This is a genomic window from Acinetobacter sp. S-1, from assembly GCF_059579785.1.
On sequence record NZ_CM184207.1, the window covers coordinates 1,992,149 to 2,006,509 of the forward strand.

At 36.6% G+C, this 14,361-nt stretch carries 15 protein-coding genes; 7 read left to right on the plus strand and 8 right to left on the minus strand.

Going from position 1 to position 14,361, the window contains the following annotated elements:
* Window positions 1-11: 11 nt before the first annotated feature.
* The gene (locus AC52J8_RS09525; RefSeq protein ID WP_057070772.1) at window positions 12-881 is read left to right on the plus strand and encodes a DUF2797 domain-containing protein; all 870 of its coding nucleotides are present in this window, start codon (window positions 12-14) and stop codon (window positions 879-881) included.
* A gap of 36 nt (window positions 882-917) precedes the next feature.
* On the opposite strand, the gene lpxB is transcribed toward AC52J8_RS09525, so the two are convergent.
* Window positions 918-2,093: a lipid-A-disaccharide synthase gene (gene lpxB, locus AC52J8_RS09530; protein ID WP_086398981.1), complete on the minus strand. Its 1,176-nt coding sequence runs from the start codon at window positions 2,091-2,093 to the stop codon at window positions 918-920.
* A gap of 220 nt (window positions 2,094-2,313) precedes the next feature.
* Here lpxB and AC52J8_RS09535 point away from each other — a divergent pair, with 220 nt between their 5' ends.
* From AC52J8_RS09535 to AC52J8_RS09550, 4 genes are all read left to right on the plus strand, one after another.
* On the plus strand, window positions 2,314-4,449 hold the full coding sequence (locus AC52J8_RS09535) for a TonB-dependent siderophore receptor (RefSeq protein WP_086398980.1): 2,136 nt from the start codon (window positions 2,314-2,316) through the stop codon (window positions 4,447-4,449).
* Window positions 4,450-4,515: 66 nt separating this feature from the next.
* Complete coding sequence (locus tag AC52J8_RS09540; protein WP_057070769.1) at window positions 4,516-4,815, plus strand: hypothetical protein; 300 nt, start codon at window positions 4,516-4,518, stop codon at window positions 4,813-4,815.
* Complete coding sequence (locus AC52J8_RS09545; protein ID WP_198912066.1) at window positions 4,808-6,364, plus strand: PepSY-associated TM helix domain-containing protein; 1,557 nt, start codon at window positions 4,808-4,810, stop codon at window positions 6,362-6,364. The genes AC52J8_RS09540 and AC52J8_RS09545 overlap by 8 nt, the downstream gene beginning before the upstream one ends.
* A complete protein-coding gene (locus tag AC52J8_RS09550) occupies window positions 6,361-6,642 on the plus strand; it encodes a DUF1634 domain-containing protein (RefSeq protein ID WP_086398979.1) in 282 nt (93 codons plus the stop codon). The genes AC52J8_RS09545 and AC52J8_RS09550 overlap by 4 nt, the downstream gene beginning before the upstream one ends.
* Here AC52J8_RS09550 and AC52J8_RS09555 read toward each other — a convergent pair.
* Window positions 6,617-6,733: a hypothetical protein gene (locus AC52J8_RS09555; RefSeq protein WP_081038762.1), complete on the minus strand. Its 117-nt coding sequence runs from the start codon at window positions 6,731-6,733 to the stop codon at window positions 6,617-6,619. The two genes, AC52J8_RS09550 and AC52J8_RS09555, sit on opposite strands and share 26 nt — an antisense overlap.
* 61 nt (window positions 6,734-6,794) lie before the next feature.
* Here AC52J8_RS09555 and AC52J8_RS09560 point away from each other — a divergent pair, with 61 nt between their 5' ends.
* Both AC52J8_RS09560 and AC52J8_RS09565 read left to right on the plus strand, forming a co-directional pair.
* Window positions 6,795-7,682 carry a sulfite exporter TauE/SafE family protein gene (locus tag AC52J8_RS09560; protein WP_086398978.1) on the plus strand — a complete coding sequence of 296 codons (888 nt, stop codon included), beginning with the start codon at window positions 6,795-6,797 and terminating at the stop codon, window positions 7,680-7,682.
* A gap of 96 nt (window positions 7,683-7,778) precedes the next feature.
* Window positions 7,779-8,888 (plus strand): 3-deoxy-7-phosphoheptulonate synthase, encoded by a 1,110-nt coding sequence (locus AC52J8_RS09565; RefSeq protein WP_014206644.1) that lies wholly within the window; start codon window positions 7,779-7,781, stop codon window positions 8,886-8,888.
* 71 nt (window positions 8,889-8,959) lie between these two features.
* Here AC52J8_RS09565 and AC52J8_RS09570 read toward each other — a convergent pair whose 3' ends face one another.
* The 6 genes from AC52J8_RS09570 to AC52J8_RS09595 form a co-directional block, all read right to left on the minus strand.
* Window positions 8,960-9,703, minus strand: coding sequence for an adenosylcobinamide-GDP ribazoletransferase (locus AC52J8_RS09570; RefSeq protein WP_086398977.1), 744 nt, complete (start codon window positions 9,701-9,703; stop codon window positions 8,960-8,962).
* A gap of 106 nt (window positions 9,704-9,809) precedes the next feature.
* Window positions 9,810-11,378 carry a histidine-type phosphatase gene (locus AC52J8_RS09575; protein ID WP_086398976.1) on the minus strand — a complete coding sequence of 523 codons (1,569 nt, stop codon included), beginning with the start codon at window positions 11,376-11,378 and terminating at the stop codon, window positions 9,810-9,812.
* A gap of 122 nt (window positions 11,379-11,500) precedes the next feature.
* On the minus strand, window positions 11,501-12,100 hold the full coding sequence (locus tag AC52J8_RS09580) for a histidine phosphatase family protein (protein WP_086398975.1): 600 nt from the start codon (window positions 12,098-12,100) through the stop codon (window positions 11,501-11,503).
* Window positions 12,093-13,148 carry a nicotinate-nucleotide--dimethylbenzimidazole phosphoribosyltransferase gene (gene cobT / locus AC52J8_RS09585; RefSeq protein ID WP_086398974.1) on the minus strand — a complete coding sequence of 352 codons (1,056 nt, stop codon included), beginning with the start codon at window positions 13,146-13,148 and terminating at the stop codon, window positions 12,093-12,095. Before cobT ends, AC52J8_RS09580 begins: the two co-directional genes overlap by 8 nt.
* 1 nt (window position 13,149) lies before the next feature.
* Complete coding sequence (gene cobU, locus AC52J8_RS09590; RefSeq protein ID WP_075382912.1) at window positions 13,150-13,668, minus strand: bifunctional adenosylcobinamide kinase/adenosylcobinamide-phosphate guanylyltransferase; 519 nt, start codon at window positions 13,666-13,668, stop codon at window positions 13,150-13,152.
* Complete coding sequence (locus tag AC52J8_RS09595; RefSeq protein ID WP_086398973.1) at window positions 13,656-14,282, minus strand: 2'-5' RNA ligase family protein; 627 nt, start codon at window positions 14,280-14,282, stop codon at window positions 13,656-13,658. Before AC52J8_RS09595 ends, cobU begins: the two co-directional genes overlap by 13 nt.
* Between the last annotated feature and the right edge of the window lie 79 nt (window positions 14,283-14,361).

The following is a 14,361-nucleotide window of genomic DNA, read 5'->3' on the forward strand; positions in this document are numbered from 1 at the left end:
GTTTAAACTTTATGGAACTACAAGGCATTTGCCATAAAATGCATGCAGGCCTAAAAGATGCTAGTGTAACTGATCAACAGACAACCAAGGCAAATGTTGAATACAAATTTGTATTAGACCGTTCAGAAATTGATCTTCCTTTTAATTTAGGACAAGAACTAGAAATCGAATGGACAGGTAATATTTATTGCACTTCTTGTGGCACTAAAACACCAAAGTCTTATTCTCAAGGCCACTGCTTTAAATGTTTTAAGACCAAAGCAGAATGTGACCTTTGTATTATGAAACCTGAAACATGTCACTATCATTTAGGTACATGTCGTGAAGATGACTTTGCCCATAATGTGTGTTTCCAACCTCATATTGTATATTTGGCAAACTCTAGTGCTTTAAAAGTGGGGATTACTCGTGTTAGCCATATGCCAGGTCGTTGGTTAGATCAAGGTGCAACCCAAGCCTTACCTATTTTAAAAGTTGGATCACGCCGTTTATCTGGTCAGCTTGAAACCATGTTTGGTTCTTTAATTGCTGATAAAACAGATTGGCGAAAACTCCTCAAGGGTGAAGCTGAACCTTTAAATATGGTTGAACAACGTGATCAATTAATCGAAGAGTTCGCCCCTAAAATTCAAACTATTCGTGAAGAATTTAGTCAAAACCTTGAATTTAATGAAACTGTTGAACTACTAGAAAATGAATTGCCACGTGAGTTTGTTTATCCGGTTGAACAATATCCTGAAAAAATTAAGTCTCTAAATCTAGATAAAACACCAAAAATTCGCGGTGTATTACAAGGTATTAAAGGGCAATATTTAATTTTTGATATTGGTGTTATCAATATTCGTAAATATACTGGTTACGAGCTGATTGTACGTGCCTGAGTAGATTTAAAAAGCCCCTAAAAATGGGGCTTTTTTTTACTTTTCAAGTACTTTTAGGATTGCTTGAACTGGATCTTCTGTATTTCCAGAAATAAGTTGTTTATGCATGGTTAAATGTTGCATCACTTGAATTTGAGCTGTCTCAACATTCATTAGTTTTTCTATTTCAGTTGCTAAATTTTCAGGTGTGGCATCAGCTTGAATTAGCTCTTCAATTACTTTTTTACCCGCAATAATATTAGGCAAAGAGTAATAAGGAATTTTCACCAAGAATTTAGCAATTAAATAAGTTAACCAATGCAATTTATAGAATGTGACCATTGGGCGATGCATGAGCATGGCTTCTAATGTCGCTGTTCCAGAAGCTAAAGCAATAACGTCACTCGCATTCATGACCATACGACCAATTTTCGATTCACTATCCGTATTTTCTAAAATATGAATTTTTGCTTTAAATTGAGGCGCTAATTGTTCAACACCCTGCTCAATCTGTTGTTTACGAGCATCATTAATTGCCGGAATTAAAAATTGAATGTCTGGATGTTTGGTATGCAAAATATTGGCAGCCCCCAGTAACATAGGAAGAAGACGCTCTACTTCACCTTTGCGGCTACCAGGTAACAAGGCAATATGTTTCTGATTTTCATCAATACCCAATTGCTGTTTGGCAATTTGAATTGGATTCTCAAGTGGCAATTGTTTAGCTAGCGGATGTCCTACAAATGCTGCTGGAACTTCATATTGTTCATAAAAAACTTTTTCAAAAGGAAATAAGCAAAGTACTAAGTCTATACTTTGTTTGATGCCATGAACACGTCCTTGACGCCACGCCCAAACTGATGGGCTTACATATTGAACTGTTTTTATTGGAAGATTCTTTTCTTTAATACTTTTCGAAAGTCTAAGGTTAAAGTCTGGTGCATCAATACCAATAAAAATATCAACCGGATGTTGAGTCCATTGATTGATTAGACCATCACGCACGGCGAATAATTTTTTTAAATCTTTTAAGACCTCAACAATCCCCATCACAGATAGAGTTTCCATTGGGTAATAACTGTTAAAACCTTCAGCAATCATTTGGGGACCACCGATTCCCTCAAATTCAGCATCGATTCCCTGTTCTCGAAAACTACGCATAAGTTTCACACCAAGCGTATCTCCAGAAACTTCCCCAACTACAATACCTATTTTAAGTTTTCGGTTTGCCAAGGTGATTTACCCAAGAATTTGAAATAATGCATTCTAGCATAGAGGTTTATCAATCTTGAACTTGATCTATATGTACTTACCAAGAGCGGCCACAGCACAAGCTATCTAAAATTACACTCATTCACCATCTTTTAATCTAAATTAACAATGCAATTTGAATTGTAGCTTACATTTACAAACAATAAAATAAATGAGAATTATTTACATTATCTTTAATCTTATGAATATCCCACCTCGACCATTTAAGCTTACCGTAATCGCCTGCGCGATTTGTTATGCAAACCTCACCTATGCCCAAGATGCACAGGTACAAGCTTTACAGACGATTCAAATTAAAGCATCAAATGCTGAACAGTCTTCTGAACAAACTAAAGCATATAATGTTAAAAATTCGAGTAGTGCAACCAAGCTTAATATTGAGGCTAAAGAAACTCCTCAAACCATTAACGTCGTTACTCGTCAGCAAATAGAAGATTTTGGTCTTACTAGTACTCGCGATGTTTTAAAAAACACCCCTGGTGTAACAGTATCTAATCAAGAAACTGAGCGAACTACCTATATGGCTCGTGGCTTTGAGATTTCAAATATATTAACTGACGGCGTGGGTTTTCCCCTCTCAGGTTATAACTATAACAATACGAATCCTGATACTTATTTCTATGATCGTGTAGAAGTGGTTAAAGGAGCTGACTCTTTAACTAATGCATTTGGTGATCCAAGCGCTACAATTAATAATATTCGAAAACGCCCGACTCAAGAATTCCAAGCAAGTGGTGGCGTAAGTTATGGCTCTTGGAATACGCAGCGTTATGAAGCTGATGTTTCTGGCGCAATTATACCGAGTGGAAAAGTACGTGGCCGTATTATGGGCTATGAACAAACTGGTGATTCTTACCTTGATCGGTATTCTTCTGAGAAAAATGGTTTCGCAGGTATTATTGAAGCTGATTTGACAGATAGTACTTTACTTACTGCAGGTTATAGCCAAGAACAGAATAAACCTAATGCAAATAACTGGGGTTCTCTGCCTTTATTAGATGCCAATGGTAAACAAATTTCATATGATCGCTCATATAATCCAAACCCTGACTGGGCGCACTGGGATAATGAGACACAAAATGCTTTTGTTGAATTAAAACAAAAAATTAATGATCTATGGACGGCTAAACTGACTTATAACTATCTTGATACCAAGCATAATAGTCGTCTTCTTTATTATTATGGTTATCCAAAAGCTGATGGATCAGGCGTTTCTCTAACCCCTTGGGGCGGTCAAGAGCACCAAGAAAAACATGCTGTCGATTTTAATCTCGAAGGAACATATAAACTTTTCAATCGAGAACATGAGGCATCTTTAGGCTACAGCTATGTACGTAGTCATCAGCAAGATAAACAATCTACAGGAACGATTAATGATAGTAATGTTATAAAGTCAACTACTACCGATTGGGCAAGCTGGACACCGCAATCTATAACTTGGTCGGATTTTACGGAAGCCGCAAACTATAAACAAAATATTAATTCCATCTATGCTGCGACACGCTTACATCTTAATGAAGATTTAAAACTTTTACTTGGTGCAAACTATGTCCAAGCTGAAAGTAAAGGTGAAAGTTATGGTTCACCAATGTCATATAGTGAAAGTAAAGTCTCACCATATGTTGGACTAACTTATAACTTTACACCTGAATATACAGGTTATATGAGTTACACCTCAATTTTCCGTCCTCAAACTGGTATTGATAAAGATACCAATCAAGCTTTAAAACCTATTGATGGTAAAAGCTATGAAATGGGCGTAAAAAGTTCATGGCTAGATGACCGTTTAACAGGAACACTTTCAGTATTTAAAACTGAACAAAATAATTACCCTCTACGCAGCTCTGATGGAAATCCACTTAATCGAAAAATACCAACGAGTGATTTAGAGTCACAAGGTGTAGAGGTCGGTCTATCAGGTCAAATTACTGATAACGTAAATCTTTCTTTCGGCTATGCTCAATTTAGTATTAAAGATACTAAAAATGGTGGCGAGGCAAGAACCTACAATCCAAACCAAACACTTAACTTGCTAACCACCTATACTCCGCCAGTTTTACCTAAGCTGAAAGTTGGTGCAGGCTTACAATGGCAAGATGGGATAAAGTTATATGATTCAAATGTAAACAGTATGATCAAACAAGATGCATATGCTTTAGTCAATTTAATGGCAAGCTATGAAGTCAATGATCATATTACGCTTCAGGCAAATGGTAATAATATTTTTGACAAAAAATATTTAAATAGCTTTCCAGATGGCCAAGCTTTTTATGGTCCTTCTGCCAACTATACAGTTGCTGTAAAGTTTAAATATTAATATCGTAGCCAATCCCAATTTAGGGATTGGCTTTACTTATTATTCTTTGTGTATGTGTCAGTAAAGATGTCCAAAACTGTAAATCTCCCTGTGTCATATCGTATAAAAGTTTTCTATCGATTCTTGCTAGTTTTCGGTATGGGCTTTGCCTGTATGGCGTATTTAAGTCTTGGACTCACTGGAATTTTCCTTTTGAATCTGGACAAAGCTGAGGCTATCTATCTTTCAGCATTTATAGCGATTTTATTTTACGTCGTTTTTGTAATTGTTGGTTTCTGCATTCAATCATTATTGCGACTAACCATTTTATCAATCGCTCTATTTGCCCTTTTCTTTATTGTGACACGGACGGTAGGTTATGCATAAAGGTATACGCCAATCTATGGCATGGCTACACTCATGGACTGGCTTAATTTTTGGCTGGCTCGTATTTGCCATTTTCTTAATGGGAAGTTTGTCTTATTACCGCCACGAAATTAATTTATGGATGCAGCCTCCACTTGCACAATATGAAGTAAAGCAAGATATTGCTATTAAAACAGCATATCAATATTTACAAGAACATGTTCCTGACGCCAAATCTTGGTATTTAAATGTTGCAACACCTGAGAGTCCAGTAAACACCATGTATTGGGAAAAACCAGACGGCGGTTATGGAAATGCAACTCTAGATGCAAACACTGGTCAAGAACTTAAACTTTCGGCAACTCTAGGCGGCGACTTTTTTTACCGATTCCACTACCAACTTTTTGGTATTCCAATATTCATCGGGCGATTAATAGTATGTCTTGCCGCATTTATTATGTTGATTGCCTTGGTTTCAGGCATCATTACCCATAAAAAAATATTCACCGACTTTTTTACTTTGCGTACATTTAAGTCTCAGCGTTCATGGTTAGACTTTCATAATATTTCTTCGGTGATTGCCCTACCTTTCTTTTTAACCATTACATTTACAGGCTTAGCTATTTTCTTTTATTTATATCTGCCTTGGGGCATGCAAAAGCTCTATCCTGAAAATCCATATCAATATTTCACCGAAATACGTACAAAGACTGTGCTTGAAAACCAATCGATACAGCCAGCTCAGAACTTATCTATCGAAAAGTTATTAAACCAAGTGCAACAACGTTGGGGAAATCAACCCTTATCAACAATGAGTGTAAAAAATCCAAATACCAATCAAGCTCAAATTACATTTATTCAAAAAGAAGATCGCACTATTACTCGTAATCAACCTCAAATTACATTAAATGCTTCAACTGGCAAAGTCTTGGCAGATACACGTAATAATAGCCCTATTGCAACATTGAATGCGGGTGTTTATGGCCTGCACATGGCAACATTTGCTCAACCTTTACTTCGCTTAGGATTCTTTTTCTCAGGCATTTTAGGCTGTGTAATGATTGCCTCTGGTTTATTACTTTGGAGTCTTAAACGCCAAATTCAAAATAAAAGTAGTCAGTTTCATTTCGGGCACTACTTAGTTGACCGTTTAAATGTTGCTGCATTTGTAGGATTGCCTTGTGCAACTGTCGCCTATTTAAGCTCAAATCGATTATTTACAGTCACTTCAACCACAATCAATTATGAAATTTATAGCTTTTTCTTGGTTTGGCTAATCAGCTTAATCATTGCTTTCATCACTAAAAAGCAGCATTTGTGGCGAACTCAACTGAGTATTTTTATTATGCTGTGTCTTGCACTTCCAATCTTAAATCTAATTTATTTACTTAAACATGAGTATGTTCAAAGCCTCAGAGATTATTGGACCTTTGCACGCATAGATGTATTTTTGTGGCTATTTGCAGCTTTAGCCATTTTTATATTTTGCAAAATTCAACCTATCCAGCATAAAGCTGTCGCAAAAATTCAAAAAAAGCTGAATAAATTAAATACTGAGGTGAGCTCATGATTCTTATAGCTTTCCTCTTAATCTTATTAGGAATGTATTTGTTGTTTATGGCGAGCGAAAAATATCGATCGCCGAAATCAACAGGTCATTTCAAATCGTTAGCTCAAAAGTATTACCGATATTTCAAAATAGCCGCATTCATATTATTTGGTTTATGTGTATTTATTCTTATTCAACACTATAAATTTTCAATTGGTTTTGTCAGTTTGTGGATCTTTGCAACGCCATTAACTTTTATTCTTATACTTTTAGTTAATCCTCTAAAGTCATCAAAATAATCATTTTCTTTAAAAAATGATGAAAAATAGTACAAGCTAAGCAAAATTTTCGTTGCTTAGCTTTTTTTTGCATAAGTAAATCATTATTCATGACAACTGTTTATCTCTAAAAGGAATAAGATATCTGCGTTTCGTGATAAGTGGCGATAAAGATGTCTGGTGCTTTTGAATTTATCTTAGCGGGTATGTTAGTTGGTTTCTGTGTAGGGATTACGGGAGTTGGTGGTGGATCATTAATGACACCAATTTTAATTGGTCTTTTTAGAATTGAACCTCATATCGCGATTGGTACCGATTTACTTTATGCTGCAATCTCAAAATTTTGTGGATCAATGGTTCACGCTAGAAAACTCAATATTGTCTGGCCAATTGTTTTATGGTTGGCAGTAGGTAGTATTCCTGCATCTTTCGGTACTGCGTGGGTACTTGAACATTATTTAAGTCAGTCAACACACTATAAAGCTGTACTCACAATGGTGTTAGGTTTTATGCTGACCTTAACTGGTGTTTCCATCATTTTCCGTACGCGCATTGAGAAATTCTTTAATAAATTCAGATCCAAAGAAGTTACCCAAACTGAAAATGAGCAGTTAGCAATCCATAAAAAACGTAGCTTTATCGTGATTATGGGCATCATTTTAGGTGTATTCGTAACACTTTCATCAGTTGGTGCGGGTGCATTTGGGATTATGGCACTTGTGATTATGTTCCCGAACTTGCCAATGATCCGAATTATCGGGTCGGATGTTGTACATGCGGTATTACTTACCTTAGTGGCTGGCCTTGGACACATGAGTGCTGGTAACGTCGACTTTACTCTTCTGATGTGGTTATTGGTGGGTTCGATTCCAGCAATTATTATTGGAACATTAATTAGTTCTCGTATGCCTGAACGTTTAATCCGAAAAATTCTAGGGATTACCCTATTTGCTCTCGGTGTTAACTTTATGGTTCATCCAGTCAAAGCAAAACCGAAAGCACCTGTGGTACAACAACAAGCAGTAGTTGCCGAAAAAACAGGCAACTCGACTGAAAGATAGTAAAATCAATAGGATTTTTCCAATCTGAAATACCATGAGATGTAGTATTTTCATAATTATTTCATGGTATATTCAGTACACAAAACAACCTTTAGTATGATCGAACCAGTGACAGCAATGACTACACATTCAAATTCCGTTTCAAAGCCAGATATCGACGACGTTAATATTAAAAGCATTCAAACTCTTGTAACACCAAATGAGCTTAAGTCAGAACTTCCTTTATCTGATGTTGCTTCGCAAACTGTTCTAAAAGGCCGCGAAACTATTCGTAATATTTTAGATGGTTCAGATAAACGTTTGTTTGTTGTTATTGGTCCTTGCTCTATTCACGACCCAAAAGCTGCTCACGAATATGCTGATCGTTTAAAAGCGCTAAGCGAAAAGGTTAAAGATACTCTATATCTAGTTATGCGTGTTTATTTTGAAAAACCACGTACAACAATTGGTTGGAAAGGCCTAATCAATGACCCTGATATGAATGACTCATTTAATATCGAAAAAGGTTTACGTATTGGCCGTAAACTCTTGCTTGAGTTAAATGAAAAAGGTTTGCCATGTGCAACTGAAGCACTCGACCCGAACTCTCCACAGTACTACCAAGACTTAATTTCATGGTCTGCAATTGGCGCACGTACAACAGAGAGCCAAACTCACCGTGAAATGTCTTCTGGCTTATCTTCACCAGTTGGTTTTAAAAATGGTACAGACGGTGGCTTAACTGTTGCAACCAATGCGATGCAATCTGTTAAATATGGCCATAGTTTCTTAGGTCTAAATGAAGACGGTCAGGTTTCAATTATTAATACAAATGGTAACCCTTATGCACACGTTGTATTACGTGGTGGTAATGGTAAACCAAACTATGACGCAGGCTCTGTTGCAGAAGCAGAAAATGCTTTAGCAAAAGCTAAAGTGAGCAACAAAATCATGATTGATGCGAGCCATGCTAACTCAAATAAAGACCCGTATTTACAACCACTTGTTCTTAAAAATATTACTGAACAAATTTTAGACGGCAATAAGTCAATCGTAGGTATTATGGTTGAAAGTCACTTAAAAGGTGGTCGCCAAGATATTCCTGAAAATCTTTGTGATTTAGAATATGGTAAATCAGTAACTGATGGCTGTATTGACTGGGAAACTACCGAGAAGACATTGCTTGAAATGCATGAAGCTTTAAAAGAAGTTTTACCAAATCGCTAATTCATCTTTTTAAGATTGAAAATTAAGCTCTCATTCTTGAGGGCTTTTTTATTTTTGGATGAAACTCAAAATCAAACTAAATAAAAATAACTCACAATAAAAGCAAAGAGCAGCACGGTTTCACTTAGCTCAATCGCTGCACCGACAGTATCCCCCGTAATACCACCAATTCTTTTAATAAACAGATGTCTTAAATAAACGAGAATTATTAAAAAACTAATGATGGCAATAAACCCTTGCAACTCCCAATACAAAGGTAATAGTAGAACGAACCCAGTGATTATCCATGAAGTTGTTTTAGGTAAGTGATCTGTCAAAGAACGCCCTAAACCTCTTTCACGAACATATGGTGTAGTTAAGAATAAAATAGATGGCACCACGCGCCCAAGGATAGGAACAAAGACTAAAAATAACATTTGATGCTGTTCAATCAATACATAAACCAATGCAAATTTGAGCAAACATATGATAACTAAGCTAAGGACTCCAATTGGGCCACAACTTGGATCCTTCATGATTTGTAAAGTACGGAGTTTGTCTCCAAAACCACCTACCCATGCATCTGCCGTATCTGCTAGCCCGTCTAAATGCAGCCCACCTGTTAGCCAAATCCATAAAGTCATTATGATGGTAGCAAGCAAAAGAACGGGTAACTTAACTAAAAGACACGAGATAAGAAAAAGAATGCCACCAATAATCAACCCGACCAGAGGATAAAACAAAATAGCTCGACCATTTTGTCGCGCCGTTGGCATTGTCTTTAGCTCAATAGGTAGAACAGTTAAAAATTGCAATGCAATCCAAAAAGGTGTCATATCCAAGTCTCTAACTGATCTACATTTGAAAATAAATTGAATTATGAAGAAATAAAAATGGGAATAGCAATCCCTATTCCCATTAAAGACTTCAAAAACTGAAAATCTATTGCATTTGATAGCACTGTTTCAATTTGATGTAGTCGTAGTAAAAGCTAGTTGGCGTATAACGTGCATAGTTACATGCAGATTTGAACAAAGTTTCTTTTTCGTTATAAAGCATTTTAACCAAAGTAGAGCCTTGGCTATTTTGGTAAATATCCCATTGAACATTTGCCGCCATAGGTGAAACCACTTCACCACGCCATGCGCTGGTTGAATAATTATAAGTCTGATGTAGTGGTAAAGGTTGCATCATATTATGTAAATCTAGACTGGTTGCTAGAGGAATAATAATTTCAGCATGGGCAAAACGTAAAACTGCTTTGTATGGTTGGGTTTTATTTACAACCGCATCAACTTGTTGGAACAAGTCCTGTTTGAGTCCTTGAGCAATTTCACTTGTTACTTGATTTGACTCTGTGAAACTTGGACCTTTTTCATAAAAATCATTCGCATCATTAAATTCAGCATAAAATTTTGCAGCGTCCAAAGGCATATATTTATCAAAATCAATACCTTTTAACTCATCTTTCATGCCGCCCGAAATTGAATAGAGCTCATAAATATAAGCTGCTGCATCTACTGCACTAGCAATCGTATTTTTGCCCTTACCTTTTTCTGTAATTTGCTCACCTTTAGGTGAAGTGACTGTAAAGGATCCGGTATTGCTAAAACTATAACCTGTTGTACCAAGTTTTTTAATAAAGTCTGCTTTAAAAATCGGGCTGAGCACTGTTTGAGCTGTTTTTTCAGCCTCGGTATTTTTCGATAACTCATCTAACTTTTGTGCTAAATCTTTATTATTTTCTTCAAAATCTTGATAGGCCTGGCTAGCATCATAAATTTTTTGTTGGCTAGCACTCAAGGGTTGAACTAAGTCTTCGTCTGCATTCAAACTATGAAAATAGAGTTTGAAACGATCAACGCCACCATCTTCAACACTTGGCACGCTTTCACTCGATAAATTGGTATAAGACAATGGAACAATTTTATCTTTCAGTGGCGGTCGTTGTTTGATGAGTTCAGCAGTGAAGAATTTTGCACTATCTACCGCACGATCCACTCCAGAACTTTGTACCAATATAGATGCTTGCGAGTTTAAAAGAGTTGATAAGCGCTGTAATAAGCGATCGGCAATGCCACGGTGTTCTAAAATACCAGTCATGGTTTCATTCCCATAACCATACTGGCGGATCCCTTCCACGCCATAACCTAATAAGATATTTGCCTTCATCATGGCTTCTAAATCAGCACCTAATTGCTCACCTAATGGTGTTAAGGCATTTTCTGCTTTTGCCTGTTTCCATAAATTATAAAGTGCTAAATCATATTTGAGGCTTGATAAACCTCTTGAACCATGACGTGCCACTAGCTCTGTAAAAACTGGCTGAAATCCATTCGGTGCTTTTTCATAGTTTTTTATTTCTTGTTGAGGTTGGTAAGGTGTTTTTGTTTGATAATATTTTGATGAGTTTGTAGATGGTGCAGTTTGAGCTTCTTGATCATCATTGTTATTACAAGCCGCGAGCAATAATGATGCTGCAAGCACAGTTGTTTTAAATAAAATATTCATAAGCCAGATGTGTGATTAATAAGAAATGCCAATAGCTTAGATATTAGCAATGACAGTTCTATTACACAGGCTAAAATAATATTGTAAAAATAATAACTTACTAGTGTATAAAAATAAAACTACTATCTTAACTTAAAAGTTATTTGACCATCTGTTTCATAAAATTCGAGTGAATATAATTTTCCAAGCTCTGCTGGCATTTTAAGTAAGTCATCTAGAGGTTGTTGTCTGGCTAAACAAGCCAATAGCTTAATTACACCGCCATGAGTAACAACTAAAGCATGCTGTAAGTTCTGCTTTTGCATATGCTTCAGCAAATCTTGAAAACCTTTAAGAACCCTTATTTGAAACTGGTTTAATGTTTCTGCGCGAGGTGGACAATATTGACTCGGTTTTTGCCAAAAATTTGCAAGTAATTCGGGTGAAGTTTCATAAATTTGCTGAGTTGAGACGCCTTCCCAATCACCAAAATACATTTCTTTTAAGTCATGGTTTAAAAGTAAAGGCAGCTGAGTTGTCTTAGCAAGTTGCTCAGCAAAACAAGCACAACGCTTTAATGATGAACTTATAATGACATCCCATGTCTGGTTTGTGACTTGCTCAATGGTTGACTGCATTTGCTGCCAACCTTTAGCAGTTAACTCATCATCTAAATGGCCACGTAAAGTATGGCTATATTGACTTTCGCCATGTCTAAGTAAATCAATTCTAAATTTACCCAATTTTATCCCCGCTTACGGCAGCTTGAGCAAAGGTAGCCATTTGGTTGTGTAATACACATGCCATTTTAACTAATGCCAAAGCAGCGCCAGCACCACTACCTTCACCTAAACGTAAATTCATTTTTAAAATTGGCTCAGCATTGAGTTCTTGTAAAATACGTTGGTGGCCATATTCTGCCGATTGATGTCCAAAAAGCATCCAATCACGTACTTTAGAGTTCATCCGCACTGCGCATAAAGCAGCGACCGAACTAATAAAACCATCCACAATGATAGGTAAACCCACCTGCGCACAGCGGATATAAGCACCTGTAATTGCCGCAATTTCCAATCCACCAACTGCACATAGTGTTTTGAATGCATCACCAGTAACATGTTTATGATGAAGTTCAATTGCCTTTTCAATCACTTCAATTTTATGTCTTAACTGATCGGCACCAATTCCTGTACCAACTCCAGTTAATTGCTCGGCAGTATCATTTAATAAAAGACAAGCTAAGGCAGAAGCAGAACAGGTATTTCCAATACCCATTTCACCCGCAATATAAATATCTGCACCTTTAGATTTGGCCGTGTCTACACTGTTTTTACCTAACTCTAAAGCAGCACGAGATTCATCTGCATTCATTGCAGCTTGTTTGGCAAAATTTGCCGTGCCGGCACGAATACAATGACGTTCAACCCCTGCATATTCATATGCTTCACCAACTGTACCGCAATCAATCACTTGTAAATGAGCTTGATGATATTTGGCAATAACACTAATTGCTGCACCACCAGTCGTGAAGTTTTGTAACATTTGACGGGTAACGGCTTGAGGATATGCAGAGATATTTTCTTCAACCACGCCATGATCGCCAGCAAAAACTGTAATCCATGGATGGGTAATGTGTGGATGCGCATTTGATTGCAAACTAGCAAGTTTTACTGCTATCAGTTCTAGATCACCTAAAGCACCTGTAGGTTTGGTCAGTTGAAGCTGGTGTTGCTCAGCTTGTTGTTTTGCGTCCACATCAGGTTGCTGTACAGATTGTAACCACCAGTTCATTTTATTTCTCACCTTTTAAAATCATTGGAAAACCAGCCACACAAAACACAACCTTATCTGCAATTTGCCCTAAACTCTGATGCAGTCTGCCTGCTTCATCGACAAATCGACGACTAATCTCACCGAGTGGCACAACGCCTAAACCCGTTTCATTACTTACTAAAATAATTTCTGACTGAAGCGTGGGTAAAACTTTTAATAGTTGCTCACACTCAAGTTGTTGAACATTTTGATCTTCTAAAAGTAATAAATTGGTTAGCCAAAGTGTTAAACAATCCACAAGAATAATTTGATTAGGTCGATCAATTTTTTGCAGAATCTTTGCTAAATATAAAGGTTCTTCAACCAAAGACCAATGAGAAGGACGCTGATTTTGATGATGTGTTATTCGGCTTTGCATTTCAAAATCTTGCGCTTGCGCCGTTGCAACATAAGTGACAGCTAATTGCCTGTCTATTGCCGTTTGTTCAGCCAGTCGGCTTTTGCCGGAACGAGCTCCACCCAAAATCAGTTGCAACATGCATCACCTAAAAACAAATGCTGATACGGATATAACTTACCTTGTAAAATTTGAGCTTGATAATAACCAAATGTTAAATGCTCAACTTTAAGGTCAAATTCAGCCTGTTTATATTGTACAGGTAATTCAGAAATTTTTTGTAAAATCAAATCACTACTATAGTCTGTTTTATACAACCCTAAAGTGATGTGTGGGCAATAATCTAAAGCCGCAATTTCATTAGAAACTAAACCTAACTTTTGGCGTATCTGAAATAAGATATTTTCGGTATCTGCTATTTCTACAAATAGAGCACTACTAAAGCTATCGATTGAACCAATTTTTAAATGAAACGGAGCAAAATCTTCTTTTTTTAAGATTTCTCTTTGCTGCTCAAATTCACTCAAACTAAAGTCATCACTATAAACTCTGGTTTCGTGGTCTAAAAATCCACATATAAACAGCGTGATATGATATTGACGACTATTAGGTTCTAATAAGAATTCTGAAAAATGCGCGCGCAAGGCATCTAAATAATCAACTGTTTTTTGATTATTAATTTCTAAATACCACAACGCATAATTTTGCCGTCCAAGATGCCACTCAGGATAATCTCGTATAGATGTTGGCACCATGAACGTCGAGGGTTTTAGCAACACAGCTTTAATTCAAAATCATTCAATTCTTGTATTAAAGCATGTTTGCCTTTCAGTT